We start from the raw sequence: 22254 nt of genomic DNA on the forward strand, positions 1-22254 counted from the left end.
GACGGCGTGGCGTACACCGCTGCCGCAGCGCAGACAGTATCGGGTTGACGGCGAAGACACGCTAATTGCACTAAGTTTGATCTACTGACGGGTTCGCCCTACCGACGGGTTCGCCCTATTGGCGGGTTCGCCCTATTGGCGGGTTCGCCCTACCGGCCGGGCCTGTGGGGGCTGGCCGGGCTTCAGGGCTGGCCGGCCAGCCTGGACGGTCCGGGGGCGAATCGCGGGGTACCCGGTCGACCCGGACCCCGTCGGTCGAGCCGAGCGCTCCGACGGCCGCGATCGTGCGTTGCCAGGAGGCGGCCAGCCGGGCCTGATCCAGCGCGGGCGCGCCGGGGTCGTCCAGCCGGTCCGCGATCGGCCAGGCCGCGGCGCCGGAGGGATCCGCCCAGGTCGGCGTGTAGGTGAGGCCGGCCACCGTCCAGCCCAGGGCCGTCCGCCGGACCTGGATGGAGAGCAGCACGCCGTCGAGGCCCGGGGCGGGCGACCAGCCGTCCGCAGAGCCGTCCGCAGAGCCGTCCGCAGAGCCGTCCGCCGAGCCGTCCGCCGAGCGGTCCGCCGTGGCGTCCCCGCGGTCGCCGAAGGCCGGTGCGCCGATCAGGGTGCCCAGGTCGTAGGCGACGTAGCGGCCGGCGATCCGCTCGATCGGCAGCGGGCTCCCGCCGCCGGTGCCGAGGATCAGGTCCACGTCGGACGAGGTGAGCAGCGTGCGGGCCAGATCCCGTTGGTGCGGCGTCACGGCCTGCTGGCCGGGCCGGCCCCAGGCGAGCTGCGCGACGACGAGATCGGCGCCGTCGGAGCGGGCGCGGGCGGCGTCCTGGCCGATCCGCTCGGCGGTGAGAGCGGTCTGGGCGGACGTGCCGGCGGGGTCGAGGGAGGAGACGGGGTCGAGGTAGGAGAGCAGGGCGACCCGCGTTCCCCGGACCGTCTCCGTCCCGATCGGCCCCCGGGCGCCTGCGACCGCCGGGACGGAGGCGGCGATGCCCGCCTGGTCGAGGGCCGCGTCGGTGCGCGTGCGCGCCGGGCTGCCGGGCGGTCCGACACCGCCGGTGTCGCACCGGTCGAAACCTGCGCCGGCGAGGGCGACGGCGGCGCCATCCGCGCCGTCTGACCGGCGATCCGGGGCGGCGAGGGACGTCGCGAGGGGCGCGACCAGCCGGCAGAGAGCGAGATCGGCCGCGGTGCCGTAGCCGCGCAGCGGTGACACGGCCGCCTGTGGGTCGACCGCCCGGGACAGGTCGATCTCGCCCGCCGCGACGACGGTGATGGCCGTGGCCTCGGGACCGAACGAGGCACGGGCACCCTTCGGCCGGGTCTGGCTCGGCCGAACATCGTGCGGCGGGCCCCCACCGCTCGGGTCACGATCGGCGGGCAGGTCGGGGCCGGCGGCGTGCGTACCGCCGTCGGGCTCACCGCGGTCGGGACGGCCCGCTGGGATGGAACTGGCGGGCCGGGCGGCCTCGCGCCCGTGGAGCGGGGACGAGGCGGTGATGCCGACGGTGCCGACCGCGAGACCGGCGAGCCCGACGACAGCGAGTCGCCGAAGTGCGGACAGGCCCGTGTGCGGGGCGCCAGGTGATCGGGGGCGACGCCGCGCGTCGGGCCGACGGAGTCGCAGCATCGTCCTCGGTGCCGGTCGGATCGAATTGAATCGACGTCCTAGCGTTACCGAANGTAAACGATGAGTGGCAGTCGTGCTACCGCGGGCCGCCCTGGTCGACGATCCGCGTCAGCATGGACAGCAGCGAGCCCTGTTCCTCCCGGGACAGGGGGGCCAGCAGCTTGTCGTTCATCTGTTCGATGNGGTCTGCCACCTGGCCGTGGGTCGACTCGCCTCGCTTGGTCAGCCGTAGCACGTTGCGGCGGCCGTCACGCGGGTCGCGGACCCGGNGGATGAGGCCTCGCTGGACGAGCCTCGCCACCACGTCGGCGACCGTGGATCTGTCGAGCGACGCCCGTTCGCCGAGCGTGCGCTGATCGATGTCGGGATCGGCGAGGAGGCTGTTGAGGACCACGAACTGCGGCGGGGNGGTCTCGGTGGAGACGGTTGTCGTCCACAGCTGGTAGGTCACCTGCTGCAGCCGACGGGCGAGCTGGCCCGGGTGGCTGGACATGTCGACCACGCCGCTGGTGCTGGGCGGCTCGGCCGGCTGCGGGGACAGGGTGGCCGTCCCGGTGGCGCGTTGCCCGGGTAGGCGCTCGCCGGAATGTTCCAGCACGCCGGTGTCTTCACCGACACCCCTGGGCAACTGGTCGGATCGTGTGCGCGCGTTCAGGGTTCGCTTCCAATCCGGTGTCGAAGTGGGCGGCCGACGAGTTCGCCGCAAAGGTCATCATCGCTCATGCCGACGCTCGTTGTCGCCAGGGTGTGAGAATCGGGTGGCGCTCCGACGTCGAAGCCGTAACTCCTGTGGCATGTAGTGAAATTATAACTACGGATAGCCGGACATCCCGGCACTTGCGTAGTACTCTTGTCACCGCTTTGGGGTAGCCATTCGGGGATGTCGCGATCGTGACAGGGGCACCCGCGACCACCCGGCGCCACGCGCGAGGTGCATCACAGGGCACAGGCGGGTACGGGCTGCGGTATGGAGCTTGCGCCCAGAGGTCTGCGGGAGAGTCTGAAACGGGTTGCCGTGACCCTGAAGGAGGCGGACATCCCGTTCGCCCTCGGGGGGAGCTACGCGTGCTGGGCCCGCGGCGGTCCCGAGCCCGTTCACGACGTCGATTTCATGCTGCGGGAAGAGGANGTGCCGCGGGCGGTCGAGGTTCTGGCCGCGGCCGGGCTGCGGCCGGTGGATCCGCCGGAGGACTGGCTCACCAAGGTGTTCGACGGCGAGGTGCTCGTCGATCTCATCCACCATCCGGTCGGTCGGGCGGTTACCTCGCAGATGCTGGAACGGTCCAGCGAGATGTCGGTGGACTCGGTTCGGATGCCCGTCCTGGACGCCACGGACTGGTTTGAGATGACCCTGCTGGCGCTGGAGGAGCGCTACTGCGATCTGGCCCGGGTCCTGCCGATGATCCGGGCGATGNGCGAGCAGGTCGACTGGGACCAGGTTCGCCGATCCACCGCCGCCTCGCCCTTCGCCGAGGCCGCGTTGCTGGTCGCCGCCNGACTCAATCTCATTCCGCCGGTCGATGCCGCCCCGGTGGCCGCCCGGCCCGCCGGGATTGCCGCGTCGGATGGCGGCATTGCGCTGTCCACGGCGGGGCAGCGCGGCGCAACGTTTGGCGGCAGGGCGGAAGGCCGCAGGGTACAAGGCGGCAGGGCTGAAGGCGGCGGGGCTGAAGGCGGCAGGGCTGAAGGCGGCGGGGCTGAGAGACAGGCGCCGGAAGGCATTGGTTTGCGAGCCGGCAAGGAAGATGACGGCCCCGGACCGGAGGGGAAGTCAGGTCTGTCGGCGGAGTCGGGCCGGGCGGGGAGAACGGACCTGGCGGGGGAGTTGGACCTGACCGAGGCCGACGAATACCTCGCGGGAGAGCTGCACGAACGCCTCGCCGAGGATCCGCGGGTCGCGGAGCTCGGGCTCGAGGTGGTGGTCGTCGACGGGCGCATCCTCGTCGAGGGCGAGGTCGCCACCGATGCCCGCCGCCGGGCGGTCGCGGAGGTGCTGGCCGAGGCCGCCCCGGGCAGGCTGGTCCGCAACGAGGTCACGATCACCGGCCGCGCCACGGCGGTCGACGAGACTGCGAGGGTGGAGACAATTTCATGATGCGCATCGCCGCGGTCGGCGACATCCACCTGGGAACGGACAGCGCAGGGACCTTCGCGCCGGTCGTCCGCGGCCTCGCCGGGTGCGCCGACGTGCTGCTGCTGGCGGGCGATCTCACCCAGCACGGGCTGCCCGCCGAAGCCGACGTTGTCGCGGCCGAGGTGGCGGGCGCACCGCTACCCGTCATCGCCGTGCTCGGCAATCACGACTACCACAGCAATGCGGAGTCCGAGATCACCGCCATCCTCACCGCTGCCGGCGTGACGGTGCTCGAAGGCACCGGAACGGTGGTGGACGTCGACGGTGCGCGGCTCGGGATCGCCGGCGTCAAGGGATTCGGTGGCGGCTTTGCCGGCGCCAGCGGATCCGACTTCGGTGAACCGCTGATGAAGGCCTTCGTTCGGCATACGAAGGAGGTCGCCACCCGGCTCCGGAATGCCCTGGAGGCACTCGACTGCGATACCCGCGTCGCTTTGACCCATTACGCCCCGATTCCAGACACTCTGATCGGCGAACGAGCCGAGATCTATCCCTTTCTCGGCAGCTATCACCTGGCCGAGGCGCTGGATGCCGGCGGCGCCGTCCTCGCCCTGCACGGGCACGCCCACGCGGGCTCGGAACGCGGGTCGACGGCGGGTGGAGTGCCGGTCCGCAATGTCGCCCGGCCGGTGATCGGGAAGCCCTGCGCGCTCTACGCCGTCGGCTCCGGCGCGCCCGCAGAGGGGGCCCGGACACCGGCGCCGTCACCGGCTCCGGCGGTCGATCTCGCGGCCCCGACGGCCTCGTGACCAGCGCCCGACGGCCCTGCTGACCGGCCGCCCGACGGCCTCGTGACCGCCGCCCGACGGCCTCGTGACCGCCGTCCGACGGTCCTGCCGACGGCCGGTCCTCCGTCATCCGAGCGTCGATCGGCCGGCCTGCCGCGACGACGAGCGGGGCGTCGTGGATCTGAACAGGCAGACCGGATAGTCGGCGTGGGGGCTCCCCATGGCCCAGGTGGGGGATGCACTCCCGTGTTGCTTGAACGGGTGTGGGTGGGGAGCACCCGCCCGAACGGGCTCGCCGCCCGGGCGGCCATCACCCGCGTGGGCCCCCCGCGGGGACATGGTCCGTCCGGGCGTGTCACGCTGACCGCTGATAGTCCGATCCGGGGCTTTCTACCCCTCTCGAGTGGGCCCGGTCGGGCCCTGCACTCCCCCGGGCGGGGCACCATGACCACCGAGGTGAGTCACCGGGCGTCTGACTCGACCGGACCATTTACTGGCCGACTGCATGGCCCGCCTGTGGTGCCCCCGGATCGTCCGAATGGGGCATGCGGTGCACTCGCCCGACGCCACCCGGAGCGTCCCGCGCGCCGCGGACGGCTCGGGGCCCGCGTGGCGCCTGGCTCGGACCTCGTGGAGGTCACGAGATCCCGGCGTCGGACAACCGCACCTCGACGTCGCCGTGGGCGACCGCGACCTCCAGCCGGGGCTGCCCGGCGGTCGCGGGTCCGTGCGCGACCGCCCCGTCGGCCAGCCGGAACGTGCTGCCGTGCCAGGGGCAGCGCACACAGGTGACGCCGCCGTCGATCACGATTCTTCCCTCGTGCAGGGGCCCGGCCAGGTGGCTGCACCGGTCCGCGAGGACGTCGACGTGATCGCCCTGCCGGAGCAGCAGCAGCGGCACCTCGCCCAGCAGGCGGACCTCCGGGCGNCCCGCGGCCAGCTCGTCCAGTCGGGCGACCCGGTGCCAGCCGGGCGGCAGCAGGTGGGTGACCTCCTCGGCGTGGTTGACCCCCGACGCCTGCCGGTAGGCGAGATGACCGCCCAGGTAGGCCGACGTGCCCGCGACGGCGAGCCCGGCCAGTCCCAGCCGTCGACCCAGCCGGTCGTGCCCGCCCCAGCGGACCAGCAACGACGCGAGGTAGCAGCCGACCGCCAGGCTGTTGGCGCCGGCATGGGCCACGCCGACGCGTAGTTGACGTTGGTGTAGCTCGGAGTAGTCGGCGAGGCCCGCGGCCGCCGCCGCCCCGGCGGCGAGCAGGCCCGAACCGATCAGGACCCGCACCGCCCGTTCGGATCGTTCGTCGTGCCCGCCCAGCAGGTCCACGATCCCCGCGGACAGCCAGGTCCCCAGCGGGAGCTGGGCCAGGGCAGGGTGCAGCGGATGCCCGAGCGGCACCCCGTTGAGCAGGTCGCGCNCCGCCCCGGGCCCCAGGGTGTGCCGCACACGGTCGCGGACCTTCGTCGCCACCGGATCGAGTGCCTCGGCGCGCTCCAGGCGCTCGGCCGGCCCGACGAGAACATCGTGCGGTGTCCGCCTCATGCCTGCGGTGTTCCCGTCCGGGCCTGTCGGNGAACCGCACCGCCCGGCGGAGGGTTTGTTTCGGGCCCCAGCGTGTACATCCCCTGCGCGACGCGGATCCGGCGGGACGAACGGGGTCACCGCCCATCCCCGCGCGCAGTCCGCCGCGCGGGCCGTCGGTTTCTCGACCACCCGTCGCCGTCCGCGATGGCGACGGAGGGAAGGAACGAGACATGGCAGTGGATCGGGGAAGCTCCAAGCACGGCCCGTGGCGGGACGACNCCATGGCGCACGAGGTCTCCGGGTTCGTGCGCAGCGGCCGGGACACCCGGGCGGAGGAGTGGCGTTCCGTCGAACCGACGGACGAGTTGCCCGGCGACGCGCAGTTCCCGGACCCCGCCCAGTCCCGGGCCGGGGCGGCGGCCGGCATGACGTTGGCCGACGTCGAGGAGCGGTCCGAGCTTGCCCGCTGGCTCGGCCGGGCGGTCTTTCCCGCCGAGCGGGAAGAGATCATGGATCATCTCCGCCACCAGCACGCCCCGGACCGGGTGATCGAGGAGGTCGAAGCGGCGCCACCCGGCGTCCAGTTCACCTCCGTCGGCGAGCTGTGGCGGGTGCTGCGGCAGGAGGTCGACGCCCAGTCGGCGCGGAGCTGACGGACCGCGTTCGACCGGAGGCCGGGCGGCGGGCGGTGTGCGGTGTGCGGGGCCGGGCTGTGACCGGGTGCGAGGGGACGGCCCGGGTGTCCGCTGTATGACAGCAGCCGCCACCGTGGCGCCTTCGGGTGGGAAACCTTTGCGTGGCAGGGGAATGTGGCGGTCGTCATGAGGACGATTGCATGACGCCGACACCACCGGGGCACAGAGCAGCCATGGGACGCACTGTGCTGGATCGACGGCCACGCACATCTACCACCCGTGGCTCCGCAACCCGGGACTCCCGCGCAACCCGGGACTCCCGCGCCACCGCGGCCGCCCGACCCGCATCGGCCCGGCCCGCCGGGACCACGTCGACCCGGTCTCCCGGGGGTGCCGGATCGGTCGCGGCGGTGGGTGCGGCCACGGGTCGGGCCACGGGACCTTCCCCCGCTCGGGCCGCGCGCCCGGCACCGGTCCGCACGGCGGCGACCACGTCGACCAGGCCGCCCGCCGCTCGTCGGGGACCGGCGGAGCCGATCAGCCTCGGCCGTCTGATCGGCTGGGGGTCGGCGGCGAGCGTCGCGTTCCTGGTGTTCTTCGCACTGCTGGGTGCGTTCGGGGTGCTGACGTTCGGAGCCCTGGCCGGCCTGTGGGCACTCGGCGTCGCCTGGATCATGATCTTCGGACCGCCCACCTTCGACCGGCGGGTCGTGCACACCTACCGCCAGGCGGCGCGGGCTTCGCTGGTCGACGCGGGTTCGGCCGCGCTCAGGTTCCTGCGCTCGTCGGGCCGCTCGCTCGGCTCGTCCGTCCGCTCGGCCCACCGGGCGGGCCCGCAGCGGGCAGGGCAGTCAGATCGGGCGGCGAAGACGGGGCAGGCGACGCGGTCGGCCGGGGGATTCGGCGCGGCGAGCGTGCTGCGGGCGACCCGGCGCCGCCCGGCCGATCGTTCGGAGCAGGCCGCCGCCTCGGGCGGGCAGGTCACCGCCGCGGGCGGGCAAGTCACGGCCGCGGGCGCGCGGGCCGATCGTGCGGGGACGTCGGGCTGATCCGCGTACCCGGATGCGGGGGCGACGGGACCGGCGCCGCTCCGACCAGGAAGCGGGCCGGCCGGTGGCCTGCCAGCGCACGTGCGCGCACCTGGGTTGAGGGCGGCGCCGCGTGACCTGTCACACCCGTGGGTAGGAGTGAGTTCATGGGTACGCGTGGGCTCGGTAACCGTGACCGACAACCCGGATCGGGCGGCCTGTTGCAGACCCTCGTCTCCGGCCTCAACCAGACCGAACGGGACGCGACACTGCGGCTGCTTCGCCGACGCCTGGTCGAGGACCGGGCGGCGGCGTCGGGCGGTCAGCGCGACCGCCAGGTGGACGTCGGCCCCCGCAGCCGGGCAGCCCGCGGGCCGGCGAAGAGCCGCGGGGCGGGCCGCCAGCGGTGAGGCGGGGCGGCGTCAGCCGCAGCAACCTCCGCCGCAGCACGCTCCGCCGCCGCCCGACGGCGCAGCCATGGCCGGAGCGGCCGCGCCGCGGCTGACGGCCACCGCGGAGAAGACCCGCGAGGTCTCGGCGTGGCCGGACGGGCAGGTCACTCCGTCGGTCGGGGTGGATTCGGTGATGCTCCGACGGACCTCGAAGGAGGCGTCGCACACCCGGCAGCGGTAGTCGTAGGCAGGCACATCACCAGGGTATGTGGCCCGGCCGCGTCCTGGTCGCGGTTCGGCTGGCCCCCGCACGGAAGGGCGCGGCGGCGGCCGGAAGTGCGCGTTTTCGTCCGGATGTGGGGGATGTGGCATGGTGCCCGCCTCGGCGGGACGGCCGTCGTACCCTGACAGCCATGGAGCCACCGGAGGGTCCGCAGGTGGTCGCCGAGGTCGTCCGGGGGCTGCGCAGCGGCGCACCGTTCGTCGAGAGCCTGCATCACGGCACCGTCGTCGGTCTCGGTCGCGATGGTGCCGTCGCCCTGCGGGTGGGCGCGCCGGACAGGCCCGTGTTCCCCCGTTCGGCCGCCAAGCCCTTTCAGGCCGCCGCGATGCTGCGGGCCGGTCTCGACGGGGTCTTCCTGAGCCGGGACATCCCGAGCGACCTGCTGGCCGTGGTCGCGAGTTCGCACAGTGGCGAACCGGCCCACCTGGCCCGCGTGCTGGAGATTCTCTCCGTCGCCGGCTATTCCGCCGATGCCCTGCGCTGTCCCGCGGACCTGCCGCTGGGCACCGCCGCGGCCGAGNCCCACCTGCGCGCCGGCGGGCGCGCCGAACCGGTCCTGATGAACTGCTCGGGCAAGCACGCCGGCATGATCGCCTGCTGTGTGGCCGCCGGCTGGCCGGTGCGGAACTACACCGAGCCGGACCATCCGTTGCAGCAGGAGATCCGCCGCACGGTCGAGGACCTGATCGGTGAGGAGATCGCCGGCACGACGGTGGACGGCTGTGGCGCACCGCTGTTCGCCTTCTCGCTCACCGGGCTCGCTCGCGGGTTGCGGGCGATGGTGCAGGCGGCAGCGGGCAGCCCGGAGCGGCGCGTCGTCGACGCCATGCGCGCCCATCCCGAGCTGGTCGGCGGGGTCGGGCGCCCCGACACCGACCTGATGCGCGCCGCGCCGGGCGTGCTGGCGAAGAACGGCGCCGAGGGCGTCACCCTGGTCGCAACGCTCGACGGGCACACCGTCGCCATCAAGATCGCAGATGGGGCCGGGCGGGCGGGCATCCCGGTCGCACTGGCGGCGCTGAACCGCCTCGGCGCGCTGCCCGGGGTGGACACCCCGGGCCATCTCGAACTCGACATGGCTCAGCTCGCCGTGCTGGGGGCGCCGACGGTGCTTGGCGGCGGGCGGCCCGTCGGCTCCCTGCGGGTGCGCCTGCCCGGCTGACGGGGCAACGGCTCGCGGTCGGGGCGGATCCGCCGGCACCGAACGCGAGTAGGGCTCATCAACGGCTGCGCTGGCCTCGCCGCCCCGGCCGGTGGTGACGGGTCGGGTCGGGGGGCAGGCGGGGACGGCCCGCGACGGTGACGGCCACCGGCGGGATGATCGCCGCGATCACCATCATGATCATGGTGGCGGGGAGGGAGTACATCCGGACCACCGTGCCGCCCGCGATGAACAGGGTGAGCGCGATCGACATCAGGATCAGGTAGCGCCGCCGCACCACCGGGTCGGCGCCGGGCCGCGGCGGCGCGGGCGAATCGGCTCCCGGCTGGGACCGGCGCGATCCAGNCGCCCCCGGACCGTCGCCACGCGTGGCTCGCGGCCCGCCGGGGGTGTGTGGCCCGCCTGGGGGATACGCCCCAGTCTTGGGATACGCCCCAGTCTTGGGATGGGGTCCAGTCTTGGGATGGGGTCCGGTCTCGGGATGGGGTCCGGTCCGGGGATACGCCCTGGCCTGGGGATGGGGCCTGGTCTGGGGATGGGGTGAACCGCCACGGGTGTGGCCCGGTCCGGCGGTGNGCGGCCGGCCCTCGTCGGTGAGCCGCAGGTCGTAGCGGCGGCGCAGGTCGGGGTCGCTGAGGATCCGGTAGGCCACGCTGACCCGGGTGAAGGCCGACGGCGAGNCGCCGGCGTCGGGATGGGTGCGCCGCGCGGCGACCCGGTACGCGTGGCGGATCTGGTCCGCGGTGGCGCCGGGGGCCACCCCGAGGACCTCGTACAGCGAGGGCTTCGTACCCACGGGCGCCTCCCGGCCATCCTCGATCACCCGATCGGGCGGTCGGGCGGCACCGCGTCATGGCGAAAGTACGGGCACGTGACCAGAATGAGCGCCGAACCGCCCGAAGGCGAGCGCGAGACCGGCCACCCGGACCGATGCTCAAAGTAACATTCTACGCACTCTGCGATTTGAGTGAGCGTTTCGTGCTCGCGACCAGCCCCCCGCGTGCGGGGCCGGTCACGTCCCCGGCTCCCGCCGGGGGCGCGCCNCCGGGGCCGGCGCGCAGCGTGCGCACGGGTGACACGGGAATGGGGACATGGCGCAGGTCGTGAAGATCGTCGATGAGGTCGCGTCGCTGGTGGGCGAGCCTGACATCGCGGACCGGCTGACCGTCACCGGTCCGGCCGACGTCCTGCCCAGCCTGTACCGGGTGACGACGGTCGCGACCGCCTCGGTGGCGGCCGCGGCGGTCGGAGCCGGGCGGCTGCTGGCCGCCCGCACCGGCGGCGGCCCCCCGGACATCACCCTCGACACCCGCCACGCCGGTGCCGCCTTCCGCAGCGAACGCCACCTGCGCATCGACGGAAAGGCGCCGCCCGGCCCGTGGGACCCGATCTCGGGCTACTACCCCACGGCGGACGGCCGCTGGATCCAGCTGCACTGCAACTTTCCGCACCACCGTAACGGGGTGCTGGACCTGCTCGGGGCGCCGAATGACCGCGCCGCCGTCGAGCGGGTGATCCGGCGGGTCGACGCCGCGCCGCTGGAGCTGGAGCTGCAGGCCATGGGGCTGTGCGCCAGCATGGCGCGGGCGGAGCCGGAGTGGGCCGAGCACCGGCAGGCCGGGGCGGTCGCCGACCTGCCGCTGATCGAGGTGAGCCGGCTCGGCGACGCCCCGCCGGCCCGGTTCGCACCGACGGAGACGCCGGCCGCCGGCCTGCGGGTGCTGGACCTGACCCGCGTCATCGCCGGCCCCATCGCCGGGCGCACGCTCGCCGCCTACGGCGCGGACGTGCTGCGGGTCGGCGCCGCCCACCTGCCGGAGGTGCACGGCCTGCTGGTCGACACGGGGTTCGGCAAACGCAACGCGTTCCTCAACCTGCGGGTTGCCGCCGACGCCCGCCGGCTGCGGGAGCTCATCGCGTCCGCCGACGTGCTCCTGCAGGCCTACCGGCCGAGCGCGCTGGACCGGCTCGGGTTCGGCCCGGACGCCGTCGCCCGGATGCGGCCGGGCATCGTCTACGCCAGCATCAGCGCCTACGGCCGGCAGGGGCCGTGGAGCGGGCTGCGCGGCTTCGACAGCCTGGTCCAGACCGCCTCGGGCATCGTCCTCGCCACGGCCGAGGCGGCCGGCGCGTCGAGCCCGGTGCCGCTGCCGGCGCAGGCGCTCGATCACGGCACCGGCTACCTCGCCGCGTTCGGGGTGCTCGACGCGCTCGCCCGTCGGGTGCACGAGGGCGGGAGCTGGCACGTGCGGGTCTCCCTGGCCCGGACCGGGCGGTGGTTGCAGGATCTCGGTCATCACGACACCCTCGACCTCCCCGACCCGACGGCGGACGACGTCGACGACTACCGCTCCTGCCTCAGCAGTGAGTTCGGTGAGCTTTCGTACATCCGGCCGGCGGCGACCGTCGCCGGGGTGGCCCCGCGCTGGCTCTCCGCGCCGGCCCCCCTCGGCACCAGCCAGGCGGTGTGGTCGGCGCCGCGCTGACCGCCTGCGCTGACCACGGCGAAAGCGGTTTCGGGACGGCGCTCCCCACGTTGCGGCGCGTGTACGACCCGCGCGGATTGTAAACAGTGGGCGCGCCGGGACGCCACTTTTGTGTCATCCAGGTAACAACCTGATATGTGTACTTTCGGTCGATCTGCCCGGGGACTACGTTTCCGCCATCTCAGCGGAGAGTGCGTGCGGGTCGGCCGGATCATCCCGCCGATCCGGGGACGACTTCCGGGGGGCGGTCGGGGGCGGCGCGCAGGGGCGCGTCATCCTCTAGGCGGTGGCGCGCCGGCTCGACGTCGGTGGCGCCGGGGGTAGCTCGTAGCTGGGTCGGTCGTGGCATCGGGCTTGCGATCGGCGGACCGGAGGAGGAAATGCATGCGTAGGCGCCCGCTCCTGGGAGCGATAGCCCTCGCCGCGGCCGTGACGATGACCGCCGCGGCCTGTGGGAGCGACAGCGGCGGTGGTTCTTCCGGAGACGGCAAGAAAACGATCACCATCGGCTTCCAGGGCGTTCTGTCGGGCGACAATCAGCAGCTCGGACTGAACGCCCTTTACGGCGTACGGACCGCGATCGCGGAGGTGAACGCCGACACGAGCTCGCCGTTCCAGCTCAAGCTCGCCGAGTCCGACGACGGCGGTTCCCCGGACCAGGGCCCGACGGCCGCGCAGAAACTGATCGACGACTCCAAGGTCGTCGCGGTCGTCGGCCCGATGTTCTCCGGCGCCACCAAGGCCAGCGAGCCCGCCTACACCCAGGCCGGCCTGCTGTCGGTCAGCCCGTCCGCGACGAACCCGGCGCTGACGACGCTGGGCTTCAAGACCTTCTACNGGGTCATCGCGCCGGACACGGTGCAGGGCAAGGCCGCCGCCGACTACGTGGCCACCGTCCTGCAGGCGAAGAAGGTCTATTCGCTGGACGACAAGAGTGAGTACGGCACCGGCCTGTCCGGCGCCCTGGAGCCCGAGCTCACGGCCAAGGGCGTGCAGGTCACCCATGACGGCATCAACCCGACCAAGGACTACACCTCCGAGGCCACGAAGATCATCGCGGCGGCTCCGGACGTCCTGTACTACTCGGGCTACTACGCCGAGCTCGCCCTGCTGTCCAAGGCGCTCAAGGACAAGGGCTTCACCGGCAAGATCGCAAGTGGGGACGGCTCGCTCGACCCGCAGTACGTCGCGCAGGCCGGCGCCGCCGCCGCCGAGGGTACCTACCTCACCTGCCCCTGCGGCGACGCGAACACCGACCCGAAGGCCGCCGCGTTCGTCGCGTCCTTCAAGAAGGTCAACAAGGGCGCGAAGCCCGGTACCTACTCCGGTGAGGCGTACGACGCCACCCTCGCGCTCGCGGACGTGTTCAAGAAGCTCGGCAACGACGTCAGCCGCGAGTCGGTCGCGAAGGCCTTCGGTGCCGTGAACTTCCAGGGCATCACGAAGACCGTCGCCTTCGAGCCCACCGGCGAGGTCAAGGGTTCCAACGTGTTCGTCTACCAGGTCAAGAACGGCGCGATCACGGTTATCGGGAACACCGCGGATCTGATCAAGTCCTGACACCGGTGCGGGCGGTGGCCGGGTGCGATGCGCATCCGGCCACCGCCTCGCCGCGTCGGGCGAAACATCCGCCTGGCAGAACGGACTTTCCAGTACCAGAATCAACATCCATCACCAGGACGCGCATCCGCCACCGGAACGCACCTTCTGCCGGGCGAACGAGCCACGCGACGAACGAGGCACACGTATGGGTTTCCTCGACCAGTTCTGGCAGCTGACCATCGACGGACTGATGGTCGNCTCGCTGTACGCGGTCATAGCACTCGGGTACACACTCGTGTACGGGGTTCTCCAGCTCATCAACTTCGCGCACAGCGAGGTGTTCATGCTGGGATCCTTCGGCGGCCTGTTCGTCGCCCGAGCCCTGCTGCCCGACGACGGGTCGGTGCCCGGGGGGCTCGCGTCGGTGGGGCTGGTGNCCGTCGGCCTCGGCGCCGGCGCGGTCTGCGGCGGGCTCGCCGCGTTCACCCTCGAACGCGTGGCCTATCGGCCGCTGCGGCGCCGCTCCGCGCCCCGGCTGGCCTACCTGATCAGCGCGATCGGGGCGTCGCTGTTCGCCGTGAACCTGGCCGGCAAGGAGTTCGGGCGGCAGAACGTCGACCTGCCCGACCTGTTCCACAACGGCACGGTCTTCACGGTCTTCGGCGCCGACGTCTCCACCCAGTCGCTGGTCATCTTCGCCGTCGCGGTCGCGATGCTGATCGGGCTGGACCGCCTCGTCGCCGGCACCCGCCTCGGCCAGGGCATCCGGGCCGTGGCCCAGGACGCCGACACCGCCGTCCTGATGGGCGTGAACGTCGAGCGGATCATCATCGTCACGTTCGTCGTCGGCGGCCTGCTCGCCGGCGCCGGCGGCTTCCTCTACGCGATGACGTTCAACGCCTCGTACAGCATGGGGTTCGTCCCCGGGGTGAAGGCGTTCACCGCGGCGGTCCTCGGCGGCATCGGCAACGTGCGCGGCGCGATGCTCGGCGGCCTGCTGCTCGGCCTGGTCGAGAGTTATGGTGGCTACCTGTTCCAGGCGTCCTACAAGGACGTCATCGCCTTCCTCGTCCTGGTGGCGATCCTGATGATCAGACCGTCCGGCCTGCTCGGCGAGCGGCTGGGGCGGGCGGCATGAGCACGCCGCCCCCCGCCGGCCCACCCGGCCCGCCCGACCCGGCGGGCCCCGGCAGTGGGGCCGCCACCATGCCGCTGCGCGTCGCCGGGAGTCGATCCGGCCCCAGCGGCTCGGCCGCGCCCGGCGCCTCCGCCGATTCCCTCGCCCGCGCCGATCCCCTCGCCCCCGCCGATCCGGTCGGCCACGGCGGTCCCTCCGGTCCTGGCCCCGGCGGCGGCCCGGGGCTGCCCGCGTGGCATCCCGCGGTGCTGTTCGCCCCGGCCCGGCTGCGCCAGCTCGGCGCGCTGCTGCTGGTCGGCGTGCTCGCCGCGATCGTCACCGGCCCGACGGGCAACTCCGACAAGCCGCTGCAGGCGGCGAAGGACTCGATCGTCGACGTCCGGATCGTGCTCTACCTGGGGCTCGCCGCCGCGCTGTGGGTGCTGCTGGTGCTCGGCGCCGAGCTGCGCGGCGCCCTGGAGCGACTGAGCGCCCCCGTGCGCGCGCCGATCGGGGCGGCCTACGGCCGCCGCGGCGGTCCGATCGTGCTGAACCTGGTGCTGCTCGCCGTCGCGATCCTCGCGCCCCTGGTGGTCTCGACGGCCGCCCAGCAGTCGATGGTCAACGACATCGGCATCTACGCGCTGCTCGCCCTCGGCCTCAATGTCGTCGTCGGCTACGCCGGCCTCCTCGACCTCGGCTACATCGCGTTCTTCGCCATCGGCGCCTATGCGACGGCCTACTTCACCTCGCAGACCGCGATGCCCTGGCACGCGCCGTTCGTGCTCAACCCGTTCTTCGTCTTCCCGATCGCCCTCGTCCTCGCGGCGCTCGCCGGAGTCATCCTCGGCGCGCCGACGCTGNGGCTGCGCGGGGACTACCTGGCGATCGTCACCCTCGGCTTCGGCGAGATCATCCACCTGGTGGCGAACAACGCCGACGGCATCACCAACGGGGCCCGCGGCGCCTTCGGCGTGCCGCACCTGTCGATCGACCTGCTCGGCATCGACTACAAGTGGGGCATCGACCCGCTGCCGTACTACTACCTGCTGCTCGCCATCGTCATCGGGGTGATGATCGCCTTCGGCCGGCTGGAACGCTCCCGGATCGGCCGGTCCTGGGCCGCGATCCGGGAGGACGAGATCGCCGCCGAGGCGACCGGGGTGGCGACGCTGCGCATGAAGCTGCTCGCCTTCGCGATCGGCGCGTCGGTGTCGGGCTTCGCCGGCGTGTTGTTCGCCTCCAAGCAGTTCTTCAACCCGCAGAGCTTCAGCCTGCAGGCGTCGTTCTTCGTCGTCGCCGTGGTCATCTTCGGCGGGATGGGCTCCCGGCTCGGCGTCGTGGTCGGCGCCGTCGTGCTCCAGGGGCTCGCCTTCTACCTGCGGGACAAGGTGCAGCCCGCGGACCGGTACATCTACTTCGGGGCCGTCATCGTGATCATGATGATCTTCCGCCCGCAGGGGCTCGTGCCCTCGCGCCGCCGCCGGCGCGAGATCGAGTTGGCGGAGGAGGGCATCGGCGCCGCCGACTCCCTCGGCGCGGCGCCGACGGGAGGGCACCGGTGAGCCGGGCCGGTTCCCACCGCGGGGTGCCCGGCGCCCGCCGCCCGCGCGCCGACGAGACCGCACCCGGCGACCTGGTCGTCGAGGCCCGCGACCTGGCGCTGCGCTTCGGCGGCGTGACCAGCCTCGACGGCGTGTCGCTGCGCCAGCGCCGCGGGGAGATCCTCGCGGTGATCGGCCCGAACGGGGCCGGCAAGACGTCGCTGTTCAACTGCCTGACCGGGGCGTACCGGCCGCAGGAGGGCTCGGTCACCTTCTGGCCGCGCCCGGACGGCCCGACCGAGCTCGTCGGCCGCCGCCCGCACGCGATCACCCGNCTGGGCGTGGCCCGCACCTTTCAGAACATCCGGCTGTTCCCCGCCCTCTCGGCGCTGGAGAACGTGCAGATCGGTACCGAGGTGCGCCAGCGGTACGGGCCGGTCGGCGCGATCCTGGGCCTGCCGCACGCCCGGCGCGCCGAGCGCGACGGGGTGCGCCACGCGCNGAGCCTGCTCGACCTGGTCGGGCTGTCCCACCGTACGCACGAGCTGGCCGCCTCGCTGCCGTACGGCGAGCAGCGCCGGCTGGAGATCGCCCGGGCCCTGGGCACCGGGCCCAGCCTGCTGCTGCTCGACGAGCCGGNCGCCGGCACCAACCCGGCGGAGAAGCGCGACCTCGCCGCGCTCATCACGCGCATCGCCGGCACCGGCGTGTCCGTGCTGCTCATCGAGCACGACATGCGGCTGGTGATGTCCGTGGCCACCTCGGTGGTCGTGCTCAACTTCGGCCGAGTGATCGCCCACGGTACACCGGGGGAGGTCCAGCGCGATCCGGCGGTCATCGAGGCGTACCTCGGCGTCACCGACGCCGAGGCCACCGCCGGCGATGTCGACGTCACCGCCGGACCCGGCGCCAGGCCCGGCGCCAGGCCCGGCGCCAGGCCCGGTGCGAGGCCCGGAGTCGGGCCCGGAGTCGGGCCCGGCGCCGTCGTGCGGAAGGACCTGCGCTGATGCTGCTGACACTGAGTGACGTCGAGGTCGCCTACGGCGCGGTGACCGCCCTGCGCGGGGTCAGCCTGGAGGTCGCCGAGGGCGAGATCGTCACCCTGCTCGGCGCCAACGGAGCCGGGAAGACGACGACCCTGCGGACCATCTCCGGCCTGCTGCGGCCGAAGGCCGGCGAGGTGCGCCTCGACGGCCGACCGCTGTCGTCCATCCCGGCACACGGCCTCGTCGGCGCCGGCGTCAGCCACGTGCCCGAGGGCCGGCGGGTCTTCCCCAGCATGAGCGTCCGCGAGAACCTGCTGATGGGCGCCTATCATGATCGTCGGCATGCGCGGGCGGACCTGGAACGGGTCGTCGCGTTGTTCCCGCGGCTGGCCGAGCGGATCGGCCAGGCGGGCGGCACGCTGTCGGGCGGCGAGCAGCAGATGCTCGCGATCGGCCGGGCGCTGATGAGCCGTCCGCGGCTCATCCTGCTCGACGAGCCGTCGATGGGGCTGGCCCCGATGATCGTCCAGACCATCTTCGAGGTGATCGCCGAGATCAACCGGGAGGGGGTCGCGGTGCTGCTCGTCGAGCAGAACGCGGCCTCGGCGCTGCGGATCGCCGGGCGCGGCTACGTGCTGGAGACCGGCCGGGTCGTCCTCGCGGACACGGCCGCGGCCCTGCTCGCCGACGACCGGGTCCGCCAGGCCTACCTCGGCGAGGACGTCGCCGGCGGGCCGGAAGTGCCACAAGGGCCCGCGCCGACCCGGGGCGGTGCGGCGGCGAGCCCGGCTCACGGCGCCGCGATCCGCGCCGACTCCGCCTGAGCCGCCCGCTCGACGCCGGACCGGATGACGGCGCCCGACCCCATCGCCGTCATCACCGTCGCCCAGTCGTCTGCGTCGAGGCCGGAGCCGTCCCCTCGGCCGTTGCCTCCCCGCGGCCCGAAGCCGCCGCCCGGCCCGCCGCCGCCCGGTCGGTAGTCGTCGTCCGGTCCGAAGCTGCCGTCCGGTCCGAAGCTGCCGTCCGGTCCGAAGCTGCTGCCTGGACCGAAGCTGCTGCCGGGTCCGAAGCCGAGGCCAGGACTCATCCCGGCGTTGCGACGGGCCCAGTCCATCCCGTCGCGGGTGTCGGGCCCCCAGAGCCAGGCGACGAGGCCCACCAGCACGACCCCGCCCGTCACGATCAGGTGCGTCATGATCCCCAGGATCTCGGCAGGCGCCTTTGCAGTCCATCTAATTTTTCCGCACACAACAGCTAAGATTTCCTACATGATCGACGTGCGCCGCCTGCGCATCCTGCGGGAGCTCGACAGCCGGGGAACGGTCGTGGCCACGGCCGCGGCGCTGCATCTGACGCCGTCGGCGGTCANCCAGCAGCTTGNCGCCCTGGCGAAGGAGACCGGCGTCCGGCTGCTCGACCCGGCCGGCCGCCGGGTCCGGCTCACCCCCGCCGCGCGGGTGCTGCTGGGCCATGCCGACGTCCTGTTCGCCCAGCTCGAGCGGGCCGAGGCGGATCTGGCCGCCTTCGACGAGGGTCGGGTCGGGTCGGTGGCAGTGGCGGCGTTCACCACGGCGATCTCCGGTATCGTCGTGCCGGCGATGTCCGCGCTGCGGGAGAGCCGGCCGCGGCTGCGGATGTCGGTGTCCGACGACGCCGAGCCCGCGTGCTTCGACCTGCTACTCGCCGGCGACCTGGATCTCGCGATCAGCATCACCCACCCGGGTGCCGAGTCCCTCGACGAGCGGCTGCTGCAGATCCCGCTGGTCGACGATCCGCTCGACGTCGCACTGCCCGCCGCGCACCCCTACGCCGCCGCCGCGGCCGTGCCGCTGGAGGTGCTCGGCGGGGAGGACTTCATCTCCAGCCGCGCCGGCACCCCCTGCCACGAGGTGACCCACGCGGCGTGCGCCGCGGCCGGCTTCGTTCCCCGGGTGCGTCACCGCTGCGACGACTACAGCGCGATCCAGGGCCTGATCGCCGCCGGTTGCGGGGTCGGCCTCATCCCGCGGCTGGCGAAACTGTCCAGCACTCCCCGGGTCGCCCTGCGACCCATCGCCGGCGTCCCGCCGATCCGGCCCATCTTCGCCGCCGTCCGCCGGGGCTCCCAGCAGGCCCCCCACCTGTCCGCCACCCTCNCCGCCATCGTCGCCGCCGCCCGATCCCCCGGCCTCTACGCNGCTGTCCCCGCATCACCGTGACCGGCTGGGAGAAGGCNGATGACGGCGTGGCCCTGTCCGTGGCTGTTCTTGCTGTGAGGCCAACCCAGCCTGGCGGTGGCATCGCCAAGTCTGATACGGACCGGTGCGCGGCCTGTCCGCCTGGCGTGCCCTGGAGGAGGACATCAGGCGGGCGGTCGCCAGCCTGATGTCCTGACTGCGGGGCTACAGCCGGGCGTGTCGGATCGCCGTGACTCCATCGATGATCAGATTGTCCAGCAGGGTCCGCCCGAGGACGCCGCCGGTGCCGCGGTTCCACAGCGAGAGAACCTCGATGTTGCGCAGATTGGCAGGGTCCGGGCTGGCCGCCACCACGACGTGGTCGAAATCCGCGGCGGTCGATTTGATCATTATTGCGTCACCTGCCTGGATCTGGTTCGCCACGGCGAAACCCGACCGGCCATTGTTCTGGATATCCACCCGGCCATGGGTGCTGAACAGCGCGAAGGTGCCGGCGAGTTTGTTCCCCGCGTAGGCGGTGCGTAGTTGCGCGACGGAGTAGATGCCGACGTTTGCCGCGGCGAGGAGAACGACCTCCCAACAGATCAGTCGGGTATCCGGGCCGGGTGGGTTCGCNAGCGGGGTTGGGCCGTTGAGCCAGGCCTGGTAGTCACTGATTCCGCCCAGCTGGTTCTGTTCGGGCTCGCCCTGCCAGGTGAAGTCACCCCGGTGGGCCTCCAGCCAGTCGATCAGACGCTCCACCTGGGTCGCCGGGACGGGGCGGGGATGGTCTGTGTTCGCCATCCCGAGCACCGCCTCGGCCTGGGACAGCTCGTGCGTGACGACCGCCCGCGTGATCCGCGGGTGTAGGTTGATCGCCGTGATCGACGCCGCGAGAAAGGGGGAGGTCAGCGTCGCGTTGTGCTGGTAGTTCGGATAGCGTCGCTCGAGTTCCGCCAGGAAAAGGTGCGTGTGCTCGCGGTCCAGGAGTTTCTTCGGCTCGTGCTGGCCGAGCGGCGGGAGTTTGACCCCCTCGAAGACGTGCGTGTCGAGTTCGGGTTCACTGATGGGAATTTCTGACCTCCGGGCACACGGGAACCGGCGCCGACGACGATCTGCCGAAATGAATGGGCAGGAGAACACGTGGTGACCATGCATGCGACGCCGGCGTCGTGAGCGGAGATCTCACGCTACCAGTCATACCGTGGCCGGAGTGCCGGAACAGTTCATCAACGGTGGGTCACGAGGCGATCCTGGGCGGTGGGGGCGGGCCGAGGACATGATCGAGATGGGCGTTGGCGAACACGCNGGCCGGGTCGACCGCGTCGCGGACGGCCAGGAAGTCGTCGAAGCGGGGGTAGCGCTCGCGTAGCTGCGCCGCGGCCAGCGTGTGCAGGCTGCCCCAGTGGGGCCGCCCGCCGACCGCCAGCATGATCTGTTCGACGCGGCCGAAGTAGTTCTCGTGCGGGCCGCGGCGGTCGGTGCGCACGGCGACGTAGGCGGTGTCGCGGCCGAAGGCGGGGGACAGCGGGATCTCGTCCGCGGCCGCGCAGCGGACCTCGACGGGGAAGGCGGTGCGCACCCCGGATCGGGTCACGGCGGCGGCGAGCTCGCCCAGGGCGGCGGCCAGCTCGGCGCGGGGGATGGCGTACTCGAGCTCCTTGTACCGGATCGCCGTGTGGCCCGCGATCGCCGAGTGGCCCGCGATGGCCGAGTGGCCTGCGGCGAACACCCGGTAGCACAGGTCGACCGACGGTCGATCGCCCGCCAGCGGGACGCCGACGCGGGAGGCGAGCTGGGCGGCGGGGCGGTCGGCGGCTGGCAGCCGCCGGGCGGCCACCATCAGGGCTTCGAAGACGCCGCTGGACACCGGGCCGCCGCCGTGCCGGTCGCGTCGCCGGGTCGGCGGGTCCAGCTCGTCGTCGACCGGGCGACGATCATCCCAGCGGACCAGCGCGGTCGAGGTGTGCGGGAACCAGGCGAAGCGGACGTGGTCGGCCTGTTCGACGAGCGCGCCGTAGCCGTCGAGCGCCTCGGCCAGCGGCAGCCGGCCCTCCCGCCCGTGCAGGGCAAACAGCGGTACGGCCTGCAACGTCACCGAGGTCACGACACCGACGGCGCCGAGGCCAAGGCGGGCGGCCGCGAACAGCTCGGGGCGCTCTCCGCGCGAGCAGGTGACCACCTCGCCGTCGGCGAGCACCACCTCCAGCGCCCGTACCTGGGTGGACAGCCCGCCGTAGCGGGCACCCGTGCCGTGGGTCCCGGTGGCGATCGCCCCGGCGATCGTCGCCAGTTCGCCGTGGCCCTGGTTGGTCAGGGCCAGCCCGGCCTCGGCGAGCAGCCGGTTCAGCCGGCGCAGGGTCATCCCGCCGCGCACCGTCACCAGCCCGCTGCCACCGTCGAGTGCGACCAGATCGGCGCAGCGGTCCAGGGCGATCTGCACACCGCCGTCGTCCGGCCGGCCGATCGCGTTCATCGCGTGGCCGGCACCGGCGGCCCGGATCCGCCGGCCGTCACGCACGGCGGAGGTCACCACCGCCGACGCCTCCTCGGCGGTGCGGGGCCGGGCGAGCCGGACCGCTCGAGCGGTCACGTTGCCCGCCCAGTTCCGCCACGCCGCGGGTTCACCGAGGGGCGAGCTCATGTGCACCTCCGTTCCGGGGGGAGCCGACGACCGGTGGCGCGCGTGGGCGACCCGCCGGCTCGGCCGGCCCCCATCGTGGACCGCCGAGCCGGCGTCCTGCCCGGCGGGTCCGTCCGACGGTCCGGGAGGGACCACGCCCCGACCCGGTGACCGGACATGTGCGGTGCGCTGTCGGGCCCCCATGCGTGTCCCCCACGTGTTCCCCNGGCCGTGACCGAGGTGTGGCGAGCGGGCCGCCGATCACCCGGTGAGGTGAGATGCTTCACATGCGCGG

The 22254-nt window shown here is 73.1% G+C and carries 15 protein-coding genes and 22 pseudogenes; 23 read left to right on the top strand and 14 right to left on the bottom strand.

Annotation, left to right across the window (positions count from 1 at the left end; translation table 11 throughout):
* Positions 1–115 precede the first annotated feature (115 nt).
* The 5 genes and pseudogenes from UK94_RS03660 to UK94_RS38880 form a co-directional block, all read right to left on the bottom strand.
* The gene (locus UK94_RS03660) at positions 116–1621 is read right to left on the bottom strand and encodes a CapA family protein (RefSeq protein ID WP_055748700.1); all 1506 of its coding nucleotides are present in this window, start codon (positions 1619–1621) and stop codon (positions 116–118) included.
* A gap of 76 nt (positions 1622–1697) precedes the next feature.
* Positions 1698–1803, bottom strand: a pseudogene (locus UK94_RS38865) (MarR family transcriptional regulator); the annotation flags it as partial.
* 1 nt (position 1804) lies between these two features.
* Positions 1805–1890 (bottom strand): annotated as a pseudogene (locus UK94_RS38870) (MarR family transcriptional regulator); the annotation flags it as partial.
* Position 1891: 1 nt separating this feature from the next.
* Positions 1892–2029, bottom strand: a pseudogene (locus UK94_RS38875) (MarR family transcriptional regulator); the annotation flags it as partial.
* Between the two features lies 1 nt (position 2030).
* Positions 2031–2162: pseudogene (locus UK94_RS38880) on the bottom strand (MarR family transcriptional regulator); the annotation flags it as partial.
* Positions 2163–2588: 426 nt separating this feature from the next.
* Here UK94_RS38880 and UK94_RS75740 point away from each other — a divergent pair.
* The 3 genes and pseudogenes from UK94_RS75740 to UK94_RS03675 form a co-directional block, all read left to right on the top strand.
* Positions 2589–2749: pseudogene (locus UK94_RS75740) on the top strand (phospholipid-binding protein); the annotation flags it as partial.
* Positions 2750–3152: 403 nt separating this feature from the next.
* The gene (locus UK94_RS38885) at positions 3153–3716 is read left to right on the top strand and encodes a BON domain-containing protein (protein ID WP_313949449.1); all 564 of its coding nucleotides are present in this window, start codon (positions 3153–3155) and stop codon (positions 3714–3716) included.
* A complete protein-coding gene (locus tag UK94_RS03675) occupies positions 3713–4504 on the top strand; it encodes a metallophosphoesterase (protein ID WP_011601956.1) in 792 nt (263 codons plus the stop codon). Before UK94_RS38885 ends, UK94_RS03675 begins: the two co-directional genes overlap by 4 nt.
* Before the next feature lie 616 nt (positions 4505–5120).
* Here the strand turns inward: UK94_RS03675 and UK94_RS38890 are convergent.
* Together UK94_RS38890 and UK94_RS75745 are read right to left on the bottom strand one after the other, a co-directional pair.
* Positions 5121–5411, bottom strand: a 291-nt coding sequence (locus UK94_RS38890) for a Rieske (2Fe-2S) protein (RefSeq protein WP_235486351.1), incomplete at its 5' end; no start/stop codon positions are given.
* Position 5412: 1 nt separating this feature from the next.
* Positions 5413–5879: pseudogene (locus UK94_RS75745) on the bottom strand (DUF2231 domain-containing protein); the annotation flags it as partial.
* A gap of 405 nt (positions 5880–6284) precedes the next feature.
* Between UK94_RS75745 and UK94_RS03685 the strand changes: the two are divergent.
* The 3 genes and pseudogenes from UK94_RS03685 to UK94_RS03695 all read left to right on the top strand — a co-directional run.
* Positions 6285–6658 (top strand): annotated as a pseudogene (locus UK94_RS03685) (DUF2795 domain-containing protein); the annotation flags it as partial.
* A 392-nt stretch (positions 6659–7050) separates the two neighbouring features.
* Entirely contained in the window at positions 7051–7689 is a 639-nt protein-coding gene (locus tag UK94_RS03690; RefSeq protein ID WP_011601959.1) for a hypothetical protein, read from the top strand.
* Between the two features lie 146 nt (positions 7690–7835).
* Complete coding sequence (locus tag UK94_RS03695; RefSeq protein WP_041938753.1) at positions 7836–8078, top strand: hypothetical protein; 243 nt, start codon at positions 7836–7838, stop codon at positions 8076–8078.
* 12 nt (positions 8079–8090) lie between these two features.
* Here UK94_RS03695 and UK94_RS32115 read toward each other — a convergent pair whose 3' ends face one another.
* Entirely contained in the window at positions 8091–8432 is a 342-nt protein-coding gene (locus UK94_RS32115; protein WP_308203091.1) for a zinc ribbon domain-containing protein, read from the bottom strand.
* Positions 8433–8473: 41 nt separating this feature from the next.
* Here UK94_RS32115 and UK94_RS38895 point away from each other — a divergent pair.
* Both UK94_RS38895 and UK94_RS38900 read left to right on the top strand, forming a co-directional pair.
* Positions 8474–8863, top strand: a 390-nt coding sequence (locus UK94_RS38895) for an asparaginase (RefSeq protein WP_235486352.1), incomplete at its 3' end; no start/stop codon positions are given.
* Between the two features lies 1 nt (position 8864).
* A pseudogene (locus UK94_RS38900) lies at positions 8865–9505 on the top strand (asparaginase); the annotation flags it as partial.
* 576 nt (positions 9506–10081) lie between these two features.
* Here UK94_RS38900 and UK94_RS38905 read toward each other — a convergent pair.
* Together UK94_RS38905 and UK94_RS38910 are read right to left on the bottom strand one after the other, a co-directional pair.
* Positions 10082–10185: pseudogene (locus UK94_RS38905) on the bottom strand (molecular chaperone DnaJ); the annotation flags it as partial.
* 1 nt (position 10186) lies between these two features.
* Positions 10187–10328, bottom strand: a pseudogene (locus UK94_RS38910) (J domain-containing protein); the annotation flags it as partial.
* Between the two features lie 268 nt (positions 10329–10596).
* Here UK94_RS38910 and UK94_RS03710 point away from each other — a divergent pair.
* The 13 genes and pseudogenes from UK94_RS03710 to UK94_RS03735 all read left to right on the top strand — a co-directional run bounded on the left by UK94_RS03710 (position 10597) and on the right by UK94_RS03735 (position 18004).
* Positions 10597–11991, top strand: a complete 1395-nt coding sequence (locus UK94_RS03710) for a CoA transferase (protein WP_055748706.1) — start codon at positions 10597–10599, stop codon at positions 11989–11991.
* A 384-nt stretch (positions 11992–12375) separates the two neighbouring features.
* Positions 12376–12828, top strand: a 453-nt coding sequence (locus UK94_RS38915) for an ABC transporter substrate-binding protein (RefSeq protein WP_235486354.1), incomplete at its 3' end; no start/stop codon positions are given.
* A 1-nt stretch (position 12829) separates the two neighbouring features.
* Positions 12830–13551: pseudogene (locus tag UK94_RS38920) on the top strand (branched-chain amino acid ABC transporter substrate-binding protein); the annotation flags it as partial.
* A gap of 22 nt (positions 13552–13573) precedes the next feature.
* Positions 13574–13790, top strand: a pseudogene (locus UK94_RS38925) (branched-chain amino acid ABC transporter permease); the annotation flags it as partial.
* A gap of 1 nt (position 13791) precedes the next feature.
* Positions 13792–13969, top strand: a pseudogene (locus UK94_RS38930) (branched-chain amino acid ABC transporter permease); the annotation flags it as partial.
* A 1-nt stretch (position 13970) separates the two neighbouring features.
* Positions 13971–14671, top strand: a pseudogene (locus UK94_RS03720) (branched-chain amino acid ABC transporter permease); the annotation flags it as partial.
* Positions 14668–15513: pseudogene (locus UK94_RS38935) on the top strand (branched-chain amino acid ABC transporter permease); the annotation flags it as partial. The pseudogenes UK94_RS03720 and UK94_RS38935, both read left to right, overlap by 4 nt.
* A 1-nt stretch (position 15514) precedes the next feature.
* A pseudogene (locus UK94_RS38940) lies at positions 15515–16215 on the top strand (branched-chain amino acid ABC transporter permease); the annotation flags it as partial.
* Between the two features lie 23 nt (positions 16216–16238).
* Positions 16239–16528 (top strand): ATP-binding cassette domain-containing protein (locus UK94_RS38945; RefSeq protein ID WP_235486420.1); only part of this gene is annotated, 290 nt, incomplete at its 3' end.
* 1 nt (position 16529) lies between these two features.
* Positions 16530–16695 (top strand): annotated as a pseudogene (locus UK94_RS38950) (ABC transporter ATP-binding protein); the annotation flags it as partial.
* Between the two features lies 1 nt (position 16696).
* Positions 16697–16833: pseudogene (locus UK94_RS38955) on the top strand (ATP-binding cassette domain-containing protein); the annotation flags it as partial.
* 1 nt (position 16834) lies between these two features.
* Positions 16835–17201, top strand: a pseudogene (locus UK94_RS38960) (ABC transporter ATP-binding protein); the annotation flags it as partial.
* The gene (locus UK94_RS03735) at positions 17201–18004 is read left to right on the top strand and encodes an ABC transporter ATP-binding protein (protein WP_011601970.1); all 804 of its coding nucleotides are present in this window, start codon (positions 17201–17203) and stop codon (positions 18002–18004) included. The pseudogene UK94_RS38960 and the gene UK94_RS03735, both read left to right, overlap by 1 nt.
* Here UK94_RS03735 and UK94_RS03740 read toward each other — a convergent pair.
* Positions 17971–18375 (bottom strand): hypothetical protein, encoded by a 405-nt coding sequence (locus UK94_RS03740; RefSeq protein WP_050996994.1) that lies wholly within the window; start codon positions 18373–18375, stop codon positions 17971–17973. The two genes, UK94_RS03735 and UK94_RS03740, sit on opposite strands and share 34 nt — an antisense overlap.
* A 73-nt stretch (positions 18376–18448) precedes the next feature.
* Between UK94_RS03740 and UK94_RS38965 the strand changes: the two are divergent.
* Both UK94_RS38965 and UK94_RS03745 read left to right on the top strand, forming a co-directional pair.
* Positions 18449–18548, top strand: a pseudogene (locus UK94_RS38965) (LysR family transcriptional regulator); the annotation flags it as partial.
* Between the two features lie 13 nt (positions 18549–18561).
* Positions 18562–19315: pseudogene (locus UK94_RS03745) on the top strand (LysR substrate-binding domain-containing protein); the annotation flags it as partial.
* Positions 19316–19561: 246 nt separating this feature from the next.
* On the opposite strand, the gene UK94_RS38975 reads toward UK94_RS03745, so the two are convergent.
* The 3 genes and pseudogenes from UK94_RS38975 to UK94_RS03755 all read right to left on the bottom strand — a co-directional run.
* Positions 19562–19972: hypothetical protein (locus UK94_RS38975; protein WP_235486356.1), on the bottom strand; the 411-nt coding region annotated here is incomplete at its 5' end.
* 604 nt (positions 19973–20576) lie between these two features.
* A partial coding sequence (locus UK94_RS72745; protein WP_268761204.1) for a hypothetical protein occupies positions 20577–20644 on the bottom strand: 68 nt, incomplete at its 5' end.
* A 1-nt stretch (position 20645) separates the two neighbouring features.
* Positions 20646–22163: pseudogene (locus UK94_RS03755) on the bottom strand (D-arabinono-1,4-lactone oxidase); the annotation flags it as partial.
* Positions 22164–22254 lie beyond the last annotated feature (91 nt).

Origin of the sequence: Frankia sp. AvcI1, from assembly GCF_001420875.1 — a bacterium.
Taxonomy (GTDB): domain Bacteria; phylum Actinomycetota; class Actinomycetes; order Frankiales; family Frankiaceae; genus Frankia; species Frankia alni.

What these genes read in the sequence shown, in the direction of transcription:
- UK94_RS03660 (WP_055748700.1), bottom strand. Translation starts at nt 1,621, where the DNA reads ATGCTGCGACTCCGTCGGCCCGACGCGCGGCGTCGCCCCCGATCACCT.
- UK94_RS03675 (WP_011601956.1), top strand. Translation starts at nt 3,713, where the DNA reads ATGATGCGCATCGCCGCGGTCGGCGACATCCACCTGGGAACGGACAGC.
- UK94_RS03710 (WP_055748706.1), top strand. Translation starts at nt 10,597, where the DNA reads ATGGCGCAGGTCGTGAAGATCGTCGATGAGGTCGCGTCGCTGGTGGGC.
- UK94_RS03735 (WP_011601970.1), top strand. Translation starts at nt 17,201, where the DNA reads ATGCTGCTGACACTGAGTGACGTCGAGGTCGCCTACGGCGCGGTGACC.
- UK94_RS32115 (WP_308203091.1), bottom strand. Translation starts at nt 8,432, where the DNA reads ATGCCACATCCCCCACATCCGGACGAAAACGCGCACTTCCGGCCGCCG.
- UK94_RS03740 (WP_050996994.1), bottom strand. Translation starts at nt 18,375, where the DNA reads ATGACGCACCTGATCGTGACGGGCGGGGTCGTGCTGGTGGGCCTCGTC.
- UK94_RS03695 (WP_041938753.1), top strand. Translation starts at nt 7,836, where the DNA reads ATGGGTACGCGTGGGCTCGGTAACCGTGACCGACAACCCGGATCGGGC.